Here is a 15,191-nt window from a genome sequence, read left to right on the forward strand (position 1 = left end):
TCCTCCGCATCCTGCTGGCCGGCTACCCCGCCGAACTGGCGCCGGAGCAGCCCCGAAACCCGTCGCGGACGGCCGGGATCGACCGACGGTGAATCCGCGGGAACGGCCTCGGTCAGTCGCGCGTCGCGCCGCGCAGGGCGGCCGCCACCAAGCCCTGGAGCTCGTCGGCACCGGTCTCGCCGCCACCCACCAGGCGGTCGAAGACCAGCCCGTCGATGCAGGCCAGCAGCGTGGCGGTCCGCCCGTCCGGGTCGGCGACCCCCCGATCGGCGAGGAAGGCCCGGACGGCGGCCCGGCCCGCGTTCTCGCGCGGCACGAGGATCTCCCGCAGCTCGGGATCCCGCACGCTCTCCACCGCACAGGCGTACCGCGCCAAGGAGCGCCGACGCCCCTCGCCGGTCAGCCGGTGCCGCATCAACTCCCGGATGTTCTCGACCAGTTCGTCCACCGAACGGATCTCCACCCGCTCCCCGAGCCCCTGCAGCTCCGCCTGGTCCAGCTCCACCAGCCGCCGCACCAGCGCGGTCAGCAGCGCCTGCCTGGTCCGCAGGTACGCCGAGGTGGTGCCGACCGGCAAGCCGGCCGCCGCATCCACCGCCCGGTGCGTCAGCCCCCGCACCCCGGCGTCCGCCAGCACCCCGATGGCCGCGTCCGCCAGCACCGTCCGCCGGTCCGGCTTCGCCACCCCGCCCGTGCCACCCTGCTCCCGCTCTCGCCGCATCCCCCCTTTCTACCGGCCGCCACCCCCAGCCACCCAAAACCCGCCCCACCCGGCCCCGCCCGGACAGGGTCGGGGCGGCGCCGGGCCCCGGCCGGGCGGGCCGATCAGTGCGTAGTACGCTCCTTCTACAGCTGTAGAAAGCAGCGCGGAGACAGCGGAAGGGCCGGCATGGGCAGCAACAGCGCGGTGGTGGTCGGGGGCGGCATCGGTGGGTTGGCGGCCGCGATCGGGCTCCGGTTGGCGGGGTGGGAGGTGACGGTGATCGAGCGGGCGGCCGCCCTGGACGACGCCGGGGCCGGGATCTCGCTGGCCGCCAACGGGATGCGGGCGCTCGCCACGCTCGGGGTGGCCGAGCCGATCGAGGCGGCGTCCCGGCGGCAGTACACCGGCGGGACCCGCACCCCGGACGGCCGCCGGCTGGCCCTGATGGACGGCGAGGCGCTGGAGCGGGAGCTGGGGGCGCCGATCGTCGGGATCCCCCGGGCCGACCTGCACCGGATCCTGCGGGAGGCACTGCCCGCCGAGTCCCTGGTGATCGGTGCGGAGGTGACCGACCTCGACACCGCCGACCCCGCCAAGGTCCGGGTGCGCCACGGCGACCGCACCCTGGAGGCCGAGCTGGTGGTGGCGGCCGACGGCATCCACAGCCGGATCCGGCGCCACCTCTTCCCCGCCCACCCCGGCCCGGTGTACAGCGGCTCGACGGTGCTGCGGGCGATCACCGGGCGCCCGGTCGACGGGCTGACCGCCGACTTCGAGCTGACCTGGGGCCACGGCGCCGAGTTCGGCCACATCGCCTTCCCGGACGGCCGGGCCGAGTGGCACGCGGTGCTCAACGCGCCCGCCGGGGTGCGCTACCGGGATCCGCTCACCGAGGTCCGCCGGCGCTTCGCGCGCTGGCACGACCCGATCCCGGCGCTGCTGGCGGCGACCGACCCGGCGGCGGTGCTGCACCACGACGTCAACGAGCTGGCCGCCCCGCTGCCCTCGTACGTCTCGGGCCGGATCGCCCTGCTCGGCGACGCGGCGCACGCCATGACGCCCCACCTGGGCCAGGGCGCCTGCCAGGCCCTGGAGGACGCGGTGACCCTCGCGGCGGCGGTCGCCGGCGGCCCGACGGTGGAGGGCGCGCTCGCCCGTTACGACGCCGTCCGCCGGCCGCGCAGCCAGACGGTGGCCCGCGACGCCCGCCGGGCCGGCCGGATGGGGCAGCAGCTCGCCAACCCGCTCGCGGTCGGCCTGCGCAACGCGGCGATCCGGCTCACCCCGCCGGGCGCGATGGTCCGGACCGTCCTGAAGCACGCCGACTGGACGCCGCCCCGGATCGCCCCGCGCGCCGCGTAGGGCGTGCGGCCGCACCCTCGACTCCTCGGCGAACCGCCGGAGCGCTTCCGCCGAGCCGATCCGTCGGCGTGGCGGACCGGCGCGAGGCCGAAACGCCGGGCCCGCCACCCGAAGGGAGCAGCATTCGCTGTGGCGTGGATCACTATCGGCAACTCCACCTGACGATCCGTCAATTCGACTGATGCTCCGTCACATCGGGGAGACGAGGCCTCAGTTGTCAGCTGACGTGACGTCAGATTCGGCCAGTCCGGCCCCAGTTGGGCCGAGTTCGGGCTCCTGCCGGGCTCCGGGCCCGGGGCTACCATCGATCGGGTTGTCCGCTCCGGCCCCGGAGTGGGAGCCCCGGTCCGGCGGTGCCCCCACCGCCCCAGGGGGCCGGGCATCGGCAGGAACGGGGCGAGGACGAGGAGCGCACGGCCGTCATGAGCACTGAACCGATCCACTCGGAGCAGTACACCGAGCCGCCGTCGGCCGAGCCGGCGTACGCGCTGTTCCCCGGCCGTCCGGCCGCCGCCGCGCGCACCCTGGTGGACCTGCTGGACGCCACCGTGCGCGCCCACCCCGATGAACCGGCCCTGGACGACGGCACCACCGTGCTCAGCTACCGCGCCCTGGCCGCCGAGGTCGAGCAGCTGCGCCGCCGGCTGGCCGGCGCCGGGATCGGCCCGGGCGACCGGGTCGGCGTCCGGGTGCCGTCCGGCACCAACGACCTGTACGTCGCCATCCTGGCCGTGCTGGCCGCCGGCGCCGCCTACGTCCCGGTGGACGCCGAGGACCCGGACGAGCGCGCCCAGCTGGTCTTCGGTGAGGCCGCCGTGGCCGCCGTGCTCGGCGCCGGGTGTGCCCTGAGCACCACCACCGAGCGCCCGCCCGCCGTGGAGCGGCGCCCCACCCCGGCCGACGACGCCTGGATCATCTTCACCTCGGGCTCGACCGGCAAGCCCAAGGGCGTCGCCGTCACCCACCGCAACGCCGCCGCCTTCGTCGACGCCGAGGCCGCGCTCTTCCTCCAGGAGGAGCCGATCGGCCCCGGCGACCGGGTGATGGCCGGGCTGTCGGTCGCCTTCGACGCCTCCTGCGAGGAGATGTGGCTGGCCTGGCGGCACGGCGCCTGCCTGGTGCCCGTCCCCCGCTCCCAGGTGCGCAGCGGCGCCGACCTCGGCCCCTGGCTGGCCGAGCAGGAGATCACCGTGGTCTCCACCGTCCCGACGCTGGCCGCGCTGTGGCCGGCCGAGGCACTGAACGAGGTCCGGTTGCTGATCTTCGGCGGCGAGGCCTGCCCGCCCGAGCTGGTGCAGCGCCTGGTCACCGAGGGCCGCGAGGTGTGGAACACCTACGGCCCGACCGAGGCCACCGTGGTCGCCTGCGCCGCCCTGCTGACCGGCGAGGGGCCGGTCCGGATCGGCCTGCCGCTGGACGGCTGGGACCTCGCCGTGCTGGACGGGGCCGGGCAGCCGGTCGCCCCCGGCGGCACCGGCCAGCTGGTGATCGGCGGGGTCGGCCTGGCCCGCTACCTCGACCCGGAGAAGGACGCCGAGAAGTACGCCCCGCTGCCCTCGCTGGGCTGGGAGCGCGCCTACCGCAGCGGCGACCTGGTCCAGGCCGACCCGGCCGGCCTGCTGTTCCTCGGCCGCACCGACGAGCAGATCAAGCTCGGCGGGCGCCGGATCGAGCTCGGCGAGGTGGACGCCGCCCTGCAGGCACTGCCCGGCGTGGCCGGCGCGGCCGCGGCCGTGCGCACCGCGCGCGGCGGCAACCAGCTGCTGGTCGGCTACCTGGTCGTCCAGGACGACTTCGACCGCGAGCAGGCCGTCGAACGGCTGCGCGCCGAGCTGCCCGCCGCCCTGGTGCCGCTGCTCGCCCCGGTCGACGCCCTGCCCACCCGCACCTCCGGCAAGGTCGACCGCACCGCCCTGCCCTGGCCACTGCCCGAGCTGGAGGCCGCCGGGCCGAGCGAGCGGCTGTACGGCACCGAGGCCTGGCTGGCCGAGCAGTGGGCCGAGATCCTCGGCGTGCAGGTGGGCGGCGCGCGCGACGACTTCTTCGCGATCGGCGGCGGCAGCCTGGCCGCCGCCCGGCTGACCACCCTGCTGCGCACCCGCTACCCGAGCGCCGCCGTGCTGGACATCTACCAGCACCCGACGCTGCGCAAGCTCGCCCGCCACCTGGAGCGCACCGCCGGCGAGGGCGGCGAGGCCCGTACCGTCTCCCTGGTGCCCACCCGGGCCAAGCTGCTCCAACTGCTGCTGCTGATCCCGCTGTTCACCGTGGTCGGCCTGCGCTGGACGGTCGCCCTGCTGGCCGCCGGGAACCTGCTCTCGTACGTCGGCGACTACCCGTGGGCGCCCACCGCCTCCTGGTGGGCGGTCGGCGCGGGCGCGCTGGTGCTGTTCAGCGCGCCGGGCCGGCTGGCGATCGGGGCCGGCGGCGCCCGGCTGCTGCTGCGCGGGCTGCGCCCCGGCAGCTACCCGCGCGGCGGCTCCGTGCACCTGCGGCTCTGGGCGGCCGAACGGCTCACCGAGCTGAGCGGGGCGACCGGGCTGTCCGGCGCCTGGCTGGTCCCCTACGCCAGGGCGCTGGGCGCCAAGGTCGCCCCCGAGGTGGACCTCCACTCGCTGCCGCCGGTCACCGGGCTGCTCAAGCTGGGCCGGGGCTGCGCCGTCGAGGCCGAGGTCGACCTGTCCGGCTACTGGCTGGACGGCGACCGGCTGGAGGTCGGGCAGGTCAAGGTCGGCGCCGACGCGGTGGTCGGCACCCGCTCGACGCTGCTGCCCGGCGCCCGGGTCGGCAAGCGCGCCCAGGTGCTGCCCGGCTCCAGCGTCACCGGCCAGGTGCCGACCGGCCAGCGCTGGGGCGGCGCGCCCGCCGTCAAGCTGGGCCGGGCCGAGTGGTCCTGGCCGAAGCAGGCCCCGCTCCGCCGGCCCCTCTGGGCCGCGGTGTACGGCGCCGGCGACGCCCTGCTCGGCCTGCTCCCGGTGCTGCCGGCCGCGGCCGCCCTGGCCGTGCTCTTCCGCTTCGTCGACCAGGGCGCGGAGCTCGGTCCGGCCCTCGGCGGCGCGCTGCTCGGCCTGCTGCCCGCCACCCTGGCGTACGGCGCGCTGTACGCGGCGCAGCTGGTGGTGCTGGTCCGGCTGCTGAGCCTCGGCCTGGTGCCCGGGGTGCACCCGCTGCACGGTCGGGTCAGCTGGCAGGCCTGGACGGTCAGCCAGCTGATGGACCGGGCCCGCGAGGTGCTGTTCCCGCTGTACGCCGGCCTGGTCACCCCGCTGTGGCTGCGGGCGCTGGGGATGCGGGTCGGCCGGGGCGCCGAGGTGTCCACGGTGCTGGCGCTGCCCAGCCTGACCACCGTCGGGGACGGTGCGTTCCTGGCCGACGACACCCTGATCGCACCGTACGAGCTGGGCGGCGGCTGGATGCGCCTGGGCGAGGCGAAGATCGGCGAGCGGGCCTTCCTCGGCAACTCCGGGATGACCGCGCCGGGCCGCTCGGTGCCCAAGCGGGGCCTGGTGGGCGTGCTGTCGGCGACGCCGAAGAAGGCGAAGAAGGGCAGCTCGTACCTGGGCATGCCGCCGATGCGGCTGCCGCGCTCGGCGGACCAGGCGGACCAGAGCCTGACCTACGAGCCGCCGGCCCGGCTGCGCTGGGCGCGCGGGCTGGTCGAGCTGGCCCGGCTGCTGCCGGTGCTGGCCTCGGGGGCGCTGGGCCTGCTGACGGTGGCGGCGCTGTCCTGGCTGGCGGCCGGCTCCCCGCTGCGGGCGGCGCTGCTCTCCGGCCTGGTGCTGCTGGCGGCGGGCGGCGTGGCCTGCCTGGTCGCGGTGGCCGCGAAGTGGCTGCTGGTGGGCCGGTTCCGGGCGGTGGAGCACCCGCTGTGGAGCGGCTTCGTGTGGCGCAACGAGCTGGCCGACACCTTCGTCGAGGTGCTGGCGGTGCCCTGGCTGGTCGGCGCGGTGCCGGGCACCCCGGTGCTCAACCTGTGGCTGCGGGCGCTCGGCGCCAAGGTCGGGCACGGCGTGTGGTGCGAGAGCTACTGGCTGCCCGAAGCCGACCTGGTCACCCTCGGTGACGGGGTCAGCGTGAACCGGGGCTGCGTGGTGCAGACCCACCTCTTCCACGACCGGATCATGCGGATGGATACTGTGGTCCTCCGCGAGGGCGCCACCCTGGGCCCGGGCGGGATCGTGCTGCCCGGCAGCACGGTGGGCGCGCGCAGCACGCTGGGCCCGGCCTCGCTGGTGATGCGCGCCGAGTCCGTCCCCGACGACACCCGGTGGCTGGGCAACCCCATCGAGGCGTGGCAGACCACCTCGTGACCACGCCGCCGCCCACCACCCGTCAGCAAGAAGCCGCCCCGCAGGAAGCGCCCGCCCCCGTGAAGCCCAAGCACGCCCAGCCCGCGGCCGCCGGCCCGGACCCGTACTTCCCGAACAGCGGCGACCACCGCTACCGGGTGCACCGCTACGAACTCGCCCTGGACTACCGGCCCGGGCCCAACCGGCTGGCCGCCTCGGCCCGGCTGAGCGCGGTCGCCGACGCGGCGCTGGCCGAGTTCGCACTCGACCTGGCCGACTTCCGGATCGGGCGGGTGCTGGTCGACGGCAAGGCCGCCCGCTACACCCACCGCGGCGGCAAGCTGCGGATCCGCCCGGCGAAGGCCCTCCCGGCCGGCGCGGCCTTCACCGTCGACGTGCACTACACCGGCAACCCCCGGCCGGTGCGCAGCCCGTGGGGCGGCCTGGGCTGGGAGGAGCTGACCGAGGGCGCGCTGGTGGCCAGCCAGCCGGTCGGAGCGCCGTCCTGGTTCCCGTGCAACGACCGGCCCGCGGACAAGGCGACGTACCAGCTGGCGGTCACCACGCCGTCCCCGTTCACGGTGCTCTCCGGCGGCCGGCTGCTCACCCGGACCACCCGGGCCTCCAGCACCACCTGGGTGTACGAGCAGAGCGCGCCGACCTCGCCGTACCTGGTGACGGTCTCCATCGGGCACTACCGGCCGGTGCCGCTGGCCGCCAGGCCGGCCCAGGGCGGCGTGGTGCCGCAGACCGGGTACGTGCCGGAGCGGCTGGTCCGGGACTTCACCCGGGACTTCGCCCGGCAGCCCGAGATGATGGCCCACTTCGCCGAGGTCTTCGGGCCGTACCCCTTCGGCGAGTACGCCGTCGTGGTCGCCGACGAGGAGCTGGACGTCCCGGTGGAGGCGCAGGGCGTGGCCACCTTCGGCACCAACCACCTCGGCGGCGGCTGGGAGCGCGAGCGGCTGATCGCGCACGAGCTGGCCCACCAGTGGTTCGGCAACAGCGTCTCGATCGCCGACTGGCGGCACATCTGGCTCAACGAGGGCTTCGCCAAGTACGCGGAGTGGCTCTGGTCCGAACACGCCGGCGGCCCGGCCGCGGCCGTGCACGCCGCCGCCGCGCACCGGCTGCTGGCCGGGCTGCCGCAGGACCTCACGCTGGGCGACCCGGGCCGTCGGCTGATGTTCGACGACCGGCTGTACCAGCGCGGCGGCCTGGTGGTGCACGCGCTCCGGCAGGCGCTCGGCGAGGACGCGTTCTTCGCGATGCTGCGGGACTGGGCCGGCACCAACCGGCACGGCGTGGTGACCACCCATGACCTCCTCGCCCACGCCTCCCGGTACACCACGGCGCCGCTCGGGCCGCTGTTCGAGGCGTGGCTGGAGCGGCCGGAGCTGCCGCCGTCGGCCGGCTGAGCGGATATTCGCCCGGGCCCCGGCCGACACTGGGTTACTGTCCCCGACATGCTGAAAAGTGATCACCTGACCGATCTGCCCGAAGAACTGCTGCCCACCACCCGCCGCGCCCTGCTGCACCGCATCGCCGTCGCCCAGTCCGAGGTCCGCACCCCCTCGCTGGTCGCCGGGGTGGTGCGGGACGGCCGGCCGGTGTGGAGCGGCGCCCGCAGCATGATCGACGGGCACGCGCCGGACACCGGCGTCCAGTACCGGATCGGCTCGCTCACCAAGACCTTCGTCGCGGTGCTGGTGCTGCGGCTGCGCGACGAGGGCCTGGTCGACCTCGCCGACCCGCTCGGCCGTCACCTGCCCGGCACCCCGGCCGACGCGGTCACCCTCGCCCAACTGCTCGCCCACTCCGGCGGACTCGCCGCCGAGACGCCCGCGCCCTGGTGGGAGCGGACCGACGGCGCGCTCCGGCCCGCACTCGCCGACCTGCTGGAGCAGGAGAGCCCGCTCAAGCACCCGGCCGGGCGCCGCCACCACTACTCCAACCCCGGCTACGCGCTGCTCGGCGCCCTGGTCGAGAAGCTTCGCGGCGCGCCCTGGGGCGAGGTGCTGCGCCGCGAGGTGCTGACCCCGCTCGGCATGGACCGCACCACCCTGCTGCCCGAGCACCCGCACGCCGGGGGCTTCGCCGTCCACCCCTGGGCCGACGTCATGCTGCCCGAACCCCTCACCGACACCGGCCTGATGGGCCCGGCCGGCCAACTCTGGTCCACCGGCGCCGACCTGGCCCGCTGGGCGGCCTTCCTGGCCGCCGGCGACGACGCGGTGCTCAAGCCCGACACCCTCGCCGAGATGCGCCGCCCCGCCGTCGGCCCGGATGACGCCGACTGGAGCTCCTCGTACGGCCTCGGCCTGCAACTGCGCCGCCACGAGGGCCGGTCGCTGTACGGCCACACCGGCTCGATGCCCGGCTTCACGGCCTGCCTGTGGGTCTGCGCCGAGGACGGCCTGGCCGCCTTCGTCCTGTCCAACGCCACCAGCGGCAGCAGCAACCGGCTGGCCGCCGAGCTGATCGGCATCACGGCCGCCCACGAGCCCCGGCTGCCCGAACCCTGGCGCCCGCTGGCCGAGGTGGACCAGGACCTGCTGGCCCTCACCGGGCCCTGGTACTGGGGCGCCGCGCCCAACGTCCTGCGGCTGCGCGCCGAGGGCGTCCTGGAACTGGCCTCGCTGGCCGGCGGCCGGGGCTCCCGCTTCCGGCCGCAGCCGGACGGCAGCTGGCTCGGCCTGGACGACTACTACGCGGGCGAGACCCTGCGGGTGGTCCGGCACCCCGACGGCACGGTCAGCCACCTGGACGTCGGCTCCTTCGTCTACACCCGCGAGCCGTACGGACCGGGCGGCGCGGTCCCGGGCGGTGGCGACCCGGACGGCGTGGTCCCGGGCGGCGCGATCCCGGGCGGCGTCGACCCGCAGGGCTGGCGGGCGTTCTGATCACGGAGGCGCCACAGGGGAGCACCGCACGGGGGGCGTGACGCGGGGGCACCGCACGGGGGCGCGCACGAAGCAGGTGCGCGCCCCCGTTGTCCACCCCGGACGAACGACCGCCCGGTGCCCGGCAGATGACCGGCAGGCCACGGCGCGCCAAGGGTGGTCCCATTCAACAGGTGCACATCTGCGCTCCGCCGGGCCGCAACGTGAATTCCAACCCACTTGGAGACACATACGGAGACCGGTCCGCGTCCGAAAGCCCAACCCCTGCGGGCCGGGACGGTGCCATGGCGATCCACGGCACCGCCGATCGTGCTGCCCTGGAGGGTCCGCCATGACCACCGTCCCCACGTACGCTCCGTCCGCAGTCGCCCCCACCCACGACGCCCCGGCGGTCCCCGCACCCCGCACCCCGCCGGCCCCGGCCTCCACCCCGGCCCCGACTCCGGCCGCCTACACCGTCTCGCTCGCCCGCGACGAGGACGACGTGCGCGCCGCCCAGCGGCTGCGCCACCAGGTCTTCGCCGCCGAACTCGGCGCCGTCCTGAACAGCCCCGTCCCCGGACTCGACGTCGACCCCTTCGACGAGTACTGCGACCACCTGCTGGTCCGCGAGGGCGAGGACGGCGCCGTGGTCGGCACCTACCGGTTGCTCCGCCCCGAGGCCGCCCGCCGGGCCGGACGGCTCTACTCCGACGGCGAGTTCGACCTCTCCGCGCTCGCGCCCGTCCGGCCCGGCCTGGTCGAGCTCGGCCGCTCCTGCATCCGCCCCGACCACCGGGGCAACGGCGCCGTCATCAACCTGATGTGGGGCGGCATCGCCCGCTACCTCGCCGACACCGGCAACACCTGGGTCGGCGGCTGCTGCTCCATCGACCTGGCCGACGGCGGTGCCACCGCGGCCCGGGTCTGGGACACCGTCAGCGCCAAGCACCTGGCGCCCGAGGAGTACCGGGTCACCCCGCACCGCCGCTGGGACTCCACCGGCGTGCCGCGGGCCGAGCGCGGCGCCCTGCCCGCCCTGCTCCGCGGCTACCTGCGGCTCGGCGCCTGGGTCTGCGGCGAGCCCGCGTACGACCCGGACTTCAACTGCGCCGACCTGTACGTGCTGCTGTCGCTGGAGCGCACCGACCCGCGCTACCTGCGGCACTTCCTGTCCGGAACGGCCGCCCCGGGCGCCTCGTCATGAGCGTCTGGCTGCCGACCGCGACCTGCCGTCCGGAGACCTGCCTGAGCGAGCACGCGCCGGAGGTCTCGCACCCCCGGCGGGCGCTGCGGCTGACCGCCTGTCTGACGGCGGTACTGGCCGGGGTGCTGCTCAGCCTCCCGGTGCGGGTGCTGCCCTACGGCACCCGGGACCGGCTGATCCGATTCTGGGCGCGGGTGCTGCTGCGCACCCTCGGGGTGACCGTCCACCTCGGGACGCCCCGGACGCCCGGCACCCCCGGCTCGGCCGGCGCGGTCGGCGGCACGGCGGTGGCCGCCGACGGGGCCCTGGTGGTGGCCAACCACGTGTCCTGGCTGGACGTCCCACTGCTCGCGGCCGGGCGGCCGGGCCGTTCGCTGGCCAAGACCGAGGTCCGGCGGTGGCCGGTGCTCGGGCCGCTGGTCGCCTGGGGCGGCACCGTGTTCCTGGACCGCGACCGGCTGCGTACCCTCCCGGACACCGTGGCGGCGGTGGCCGAGGTGCTGCGCTCCGGACATCCGGTGATCGTCTTCCCGGAGGGGTCGACCTGGTGCGGGCGGGAGAGCGGCCGGTTCCGGCCCGCGCTGTTCCAGGCCGCGGTGGAGGCCGGCGCCTTCGTCCAGCCCGTCACCATCCGCTACCGGCTGGCGGACGGACGGCCCACCAGCGCGCCCGCCTTCATCGGGGACGAGGGACTGCTCACCTCGCTCGCCCGGGTGGTCGCGGTCCGCGGGCTGGTCGCCGATGTCACCTTCCTGCCGCCGATCCCGCCGCCCGGGCCCCAGCCCACCCGGGCCGGGGCCCGGCGGGAGCTGGCCCGGGCGGCGCAGGCGGCGGTGGAGGGGATCCGCTGAGCCGGAGCCCTTCCCGGCGGTCTTGCCGTGCGAGCCGTCCGGGCCGTCCTTACCGTGCGGGCTGTGCGGGCCGTGCGGGCCGTGCGGGCCGTGCGGGCCGTTCTCGGTGTCCCGGCCGGGGCTGCGCTCAGCTGGAGTGGGCTCCGGCTCCGGCCAGTTCCTCCGGCCGCGTTTCGCCGGAGGCGGCCGGGGCGAGCGGGCGGGCCCGGCCGAGTAGTACGGCGACCAGCACGGCCGTGACGGCGAGCAGCGCCGAACCGCAGCGCAGCGCCAGGTGGATGCCGTCCACGAAGGCGCCGTCCACCGCCTGCTGCACCGGCGCGGGCAGCGCGCCGGCCGCGCCCCCGCCACCGTGCGCCGCTCCGGTGGGCGCGTCCGCGACCGGGCCGACGGCCTCCGCCGGGACGCCCAGCCGGTGCAGGGCCGAGGTCAGCTGATCCGTCATCCGGTCGGTCAGAACGGCGCCGAGTACGGCGATCCCCAGTACCCCGCCGAGTTCGCGCAGGGTGTTGACGGTCGCCGAGGCCATCCCGGTCTGCACCGGGGCGACCCGCTGGAGCACCGCGATCGAGATCGGGGTGAAGGTCAGTCCCATGCCGAAGCCCAGCGCGAACAGCGTCCAGAGGTACTCGAGGTAGCGGGCGTGGTCGCCGTACAGCGACAGCCCGCCCAGGCCGACCGCGCACAGCGCCAGCCCCAGCACCATCGGCGGCCGGGGCCCGTACCGGGCGGCGAGCCGGCCGGACAGCGGGCCCGCGACCACCAGCATCGCGGTCATCGGCAGCCCACCGTACGCCGCACCGGACGGGGACCAGCCCAGCACCCCCTGCATCAGCAGCGGCAGGAAGAACAGCGCCCCGAACATCCCGAAACTGACCATGAACCCGCTCAGCAGCGCACCGCTCAGCGCGCCGTCCCGGAACAGCCGCAGCTCCAGCATCGGCTCGGCCAGGCGCAGTTCGAGCAGCAGGAAGACGACCAGCAGGACGACGGCGACGGCCCCGCAGCCGACCACCCGGGGATCGGTCCAGCCGCGCGAGGGGCCCTCGACCAGGGCGTAGACCAGCAGTCCGAGGCCCGCCGCCGAGAGCACGAACCCACCGAAGTCGATCCGCCGGGCGCGCGGCGGGATCCCCGGGAGGACCTTGGCGGCGAGCACCACCCCGGCCACGCCGATCGGCACATTGATCCAGAACACGCCGGCCCAGCCGAGGTGTTCGACCATCGGGCCGCCGATCACCGGGCCGACCGACAGACCCAGCGCGGACACCCCGGACCAGACGCCGATGGCCTTGGTGCGCTCGCCCTGGTCGGTGAACACGTGGCCCAGCAGGGTCAGACTGCCCGGGGTGAGCAGCGCGGCCCCCACGCCCTGGACCATCCGGCCGCCGACCAGCACCCCGATCGTCCCGGCGAGCGCGGCCACCGCGGAGCCGATCGTGAACAGGCTCAGGCCCAGCACGAACATCCGGGTCCGGCCGTGACGGTCGCCGAGCGCACCGCCGGTCAGGACGAGTGCGGCGTAGACCAGGCTGTAGCCCTCGGCGACCCACTGGAGGCCGCTGATCCCGGCGTCCAGGTCCTGCCCGATGCGGGGCAGGGCGACATTGACGACGACGTTGTCCAGCATGGCCATGAACATGGCCACGCAGAGCGTCAGCAGCGCCAACCGCTGTCTGCGGCGCGTGTTCGACTCCCCCATGGAATTCCCTCCCGATCCCATCCCTAACAGCGTTAGGGGCTGATGTGACACGCACAGAGTGCCCCTAACGCTGTTAGTTCGCAAGTCCTATCCCCGACCTGCGGATCCACCGGCAGAGCAGCCGTGACACTGTTGACCCGCCACACCGAACCGACCCTCGCGATCCGACCCACCCGAACCGCCCGATCCCGAACCGCCCGACCACTGGAGGCGTCCGCACAGCCATGCCGGAGAACGACGACGCGACCCCCGCCCTCACCCGCGAAGCCCTCGCCCAGGCCGCGCTGCGCGTACTGGAGCGGGACGGCCTGGACGGACTCTCGATGCGCAAGGTCGCCGCCGAGGTCGGTGTCAAGGCGGCCTCGCTGTACTGGCACGTCCGCAACAAGCAGGAACTGCTCGACCTGCTCAGCGACGCGATCCTCGCCCTGGCCGACATCCCGCCACGCCAGGAGGACTGGCGCACCGAGCTGTACGAGTACTGCGCCAGCTACCGCCGACTGCTACTCGGCAACCGCGACGCCGCCAAGGTGGTGGCCGGCCGCCTCGCCCCCGGGCCGTTCCTGCTCAACCTGATGGAGGACCAGCTCGACCGGCTCCGCTCCGCAGGCTTCTCCGACGCCGACACCGCCATGGCCAGCTACCTGCTGGGCGCCTTCGTCCAGGGCTTCGTGCTCCAGGAGCAGTCGCCGCTCTCGGCCGCCGAGGTACTCGGCACCAGCCGCCGCGACATCGCCGCCGACACCGGGGACCTCTTCCGCAACCTGCCCCCGGAGCAGTACCCCAACCTCACCGACCTCGCCGACCACATCACCGGCCCGAACATGGACGCCCGCTTCGACTTCTGCGTCCACCGCGTCCTCGACGGACTCGCCGCCCTACTGCCCCCCGACCGCCGCTGACCGCCGCCGGCCACCGGACAGGCACTGGCATGCCCACCAGGTCAAAGGCAGGAAGAGAAGTAGCGGGGCCGTGACCGAGACCGGGCTGGCCATCGGGATCTGACGGAGCCGGTCAGTGCCCCGCCGTGTGCCCCGCGAAGCCGTACGCCTCCGGGCCGCCCGGCCATTCGCACGGATGATCCACACGTCCCCTTCCCCCTACGATACGGACCATGCTCGCCTACACCCCCGCAGCCCTGTTCTTCCTGCTGTTCGGATTCGGGGTGCTGCGCGACCGCCGCCAGTTCAGCAACGCCGTCCTGCTCGGCATCGCCGTGTCACTCCTCTCGCTCGCCCTGCTCGCCGAACTCCGCAAGGCACCCACGCTGGTGGCGGAGCTCGCGGCGGTGGCGATCGTCCTGCTTCCGACGGTCGGAACGGTGGCCCTGGTCTGGTTCCTGCTCGCCAACGGCGTGACCATGATCCGCAAGGAGGGCACCCGACCGGCCAACCTGCTGTCCCTGCTCGCCGGTCTGGGCATCATCGCCGTCATCGCCCTGCTGGTCGCTGCCATCGCCACCCACTCACCCCGGCTCGGCATCCTCGCCGGCACCGCCGTCCTGGTGGTCGGGTACATCTCCTTCCTGTTCGTCTGTTTCGTCGGCTACGCCTTCCTGTACGGTCGCCACCGGCCGCGCCGGGACGTGGACTTCGTGGTCGTCCTCGGATCCGGACTGATCGGCGGCGAGCGCGTCCCGCCCCTGCTGGCCAGCCGGCTCAACCGGGGCCGCGAGGTGTACGAGGCCCAGGCCGCCCGCGGCAACCCGCCGGTACTGATCACCTCGGGCGGTCAGGGGCCGGACGAGAAGCTGCCGGAGTCCCACGCGATGGCGGACTACCTGGTCGAACGCGGCTTCCCCGCCGAGCACATCGAGCGCGAGGACCGCTCACGCACCACCGAGGAGAACCTGCTCCTCAGCCGGGCCATCATGGAACAGGCCAAGCCCGGCTACCGCTGCGTCGTGGTGACCAACAACTTCCACGCCTTCCGGGCCGCGCTGATCGCCCGCACGACCGGCGTCAACGGGCACGTCTTCGGCTCGCCCACCGCCCGGTACTACTGGCCGAGCGCGACCATCCGCGAGTTCGCGGCGGTCTTCCTCTCGCACAAACTGGTCAACTTCGGGATCTGCGGCCTCCTTGCGCTCTGCGGGGTCCTGGCTGCGCTCTGAGTACCCGGGTCGGGATCGGGGTGCTCACGACGGGCGGTACGGTCGCCATCGTCCGGCCCAGGTGCAGCACCACGCCCTCACA

The 15,191-nt window shown here is 75.0% G+C and carries 10 protein-coding genes; 8 read left to right on the plus strand and 2 right to left on the minus strand.

Annotated elements, in window-relative coordinates; all coding sequences use genetic code 11:
- Window positions 1-112 precede the first annotated feature (112 nt).
- Window positions 113-721, minus strand: a complete 609-nt coding sequence (locus tag ACZ47G_RS22875; protein ID WP_465745390.1) for a TetR/AcrR family transcriptional regulator — start codon at window positions 719-721, stop codon at window positions 113-115.
- Window positions 722-889: 168 nt separating this feature from the next.
- Here ACZ47G_RS22875 and ACZ47G_RS22880 point away from each other — a divergent pair, with 168 nt between their 5' ends.
- The 6 genes from ACZ47G_RS22880 (at window position 890) to ACZ47G_RS22905 (ending at window position 11,294) form a co-directional block, all read left to right on the plus strand.
- The gene (locus tag ACZ47G_RS22880) at window positions 890-2,065 is read left to right on the plus strand and encodes an FAD-dependent monooxygenase (protein ID WP_465745392.1); all 1,176 of its coding nucleotides are present in this window, start codon (window positions 890-892) and stop codon (window positions 2,063-2,065) included.
- A 422-nt stretch (window positions 2,066-2,487) separates the two neighbouring features.
- A complete protein-coding gene (locus tag ACZ47G_RS22885) occupies window positions 2,488-6,375 on the plus strand; it encodes a Pls/PosA family non-ribosomal peptide synthetase (RefSeq protein ID WP_465745394.1) in 3,888 nt (1,295 codons plus the stop codon).
- Window positions 6,376-6,434: 59 nt separating this feature from the next.
- Window positions 6,435-7,772, plus strand: coding sequence for a M1 family metallopeptidase (locus ACZ47G_RS22890; protein ID WP_465745600.1), 1,338 nt, complete (start codon window positions 6,435-6,437; stop codon window positions 7,770-7,772).
- Between the two features lie 48 nt (window positions 7,773-7,820).
- Complete coding sequence (locus ACZ47G_RS22895; RefSeq protein ID WP_465745396.1) at window positions 7,821-9,257, plus strand: serine hydrolase domain-containing protein; 1,437 nt, start codon at window positions 7,821-7,823, stop codon at window positions 9,255-9,257.
- Between the two features lie 331 nt (window positions 9,258-9,588).
- Window positions 9,589-10,443: a GNAT family N-acetyltransferase gene (locus ACZ47G_RS22900; RefSeq protein WP_465745398.1), complete on the plus strand. Its 855-nt coding sequence runs from the start codon at window positions 9,589-9,591 to the stop codon at window positions 10,441-10,443.
- Window positions 10,440-11,294 (plus strand): lysophospholipid acyltransferase family protein, encoded by an 855-nt coding sequence (locus ACZ47G_RS22905; protein WP_465745400.1) that lies wholly within the window; start codon window positions 10,440-10,442, stop codon window positions 11,292-11,294. Before ACZ47G_RS22900 ends, ACZ47G_RS22905 begins: the two co-directional genes overlap by 4 nt.
- 127 nt (window positions 11,295-11,421) lie before the next feature.
- On the opposite strand, the gene ACZ47G_RS22910 is transcribed toward ACZ47G_RS22905, so the two are convergent.
- Entirely contained in the window at window positions 11,422-12,996 is a 1,575-nt protein-coding gene (locus ACZ47G_RS22910) for an MFS transporter (protein ID WP_465745402.1), read from the minus strand.
- 224 nt (window positions 12,997-13,220) lie between these two features.
- On the opposite strand from ACZ47G_RS22910, the gene ACZ47G_RS22915 reads away from it, so the two are divergent.
- Both ACZ47G_RS22915 and ACZ47G_RS22920 read left to right on the plus strand, forming a co-directional pair.
- Window positions 13,221-13,898: a TetR/AcrR family transcriptional regulator C-terminal domain-containing protein gene (locus ACZ47G_RS22915; RefSeq protein ID WP_465745404.1), complete on the plus strand. Its 678-nt coding sequence runs from the start codon at window positions 13,221-13,223 to the stop codon at window positions 13,896-13,898.
- A 212-nt stretch (window positions 13,899-14,110) separates the two neighbouring features.
- Window positions 14,111-15,109: a YdcF family protein gene (locus tag ACZ47G_RS22920; protein ID WP_465745406.1), complete on the plus strand. Its 999-nt coding sequence runs from the start codon at window positions 14,111-14,113 to the stop codon at window positions 15,107-15,109.
- Window positions 15,110-15,191 lie beyond the last annotated feature (82 nt).

This window comes from Kitasatospora sp. NPDC030952 (assembly GCF_055571335.1).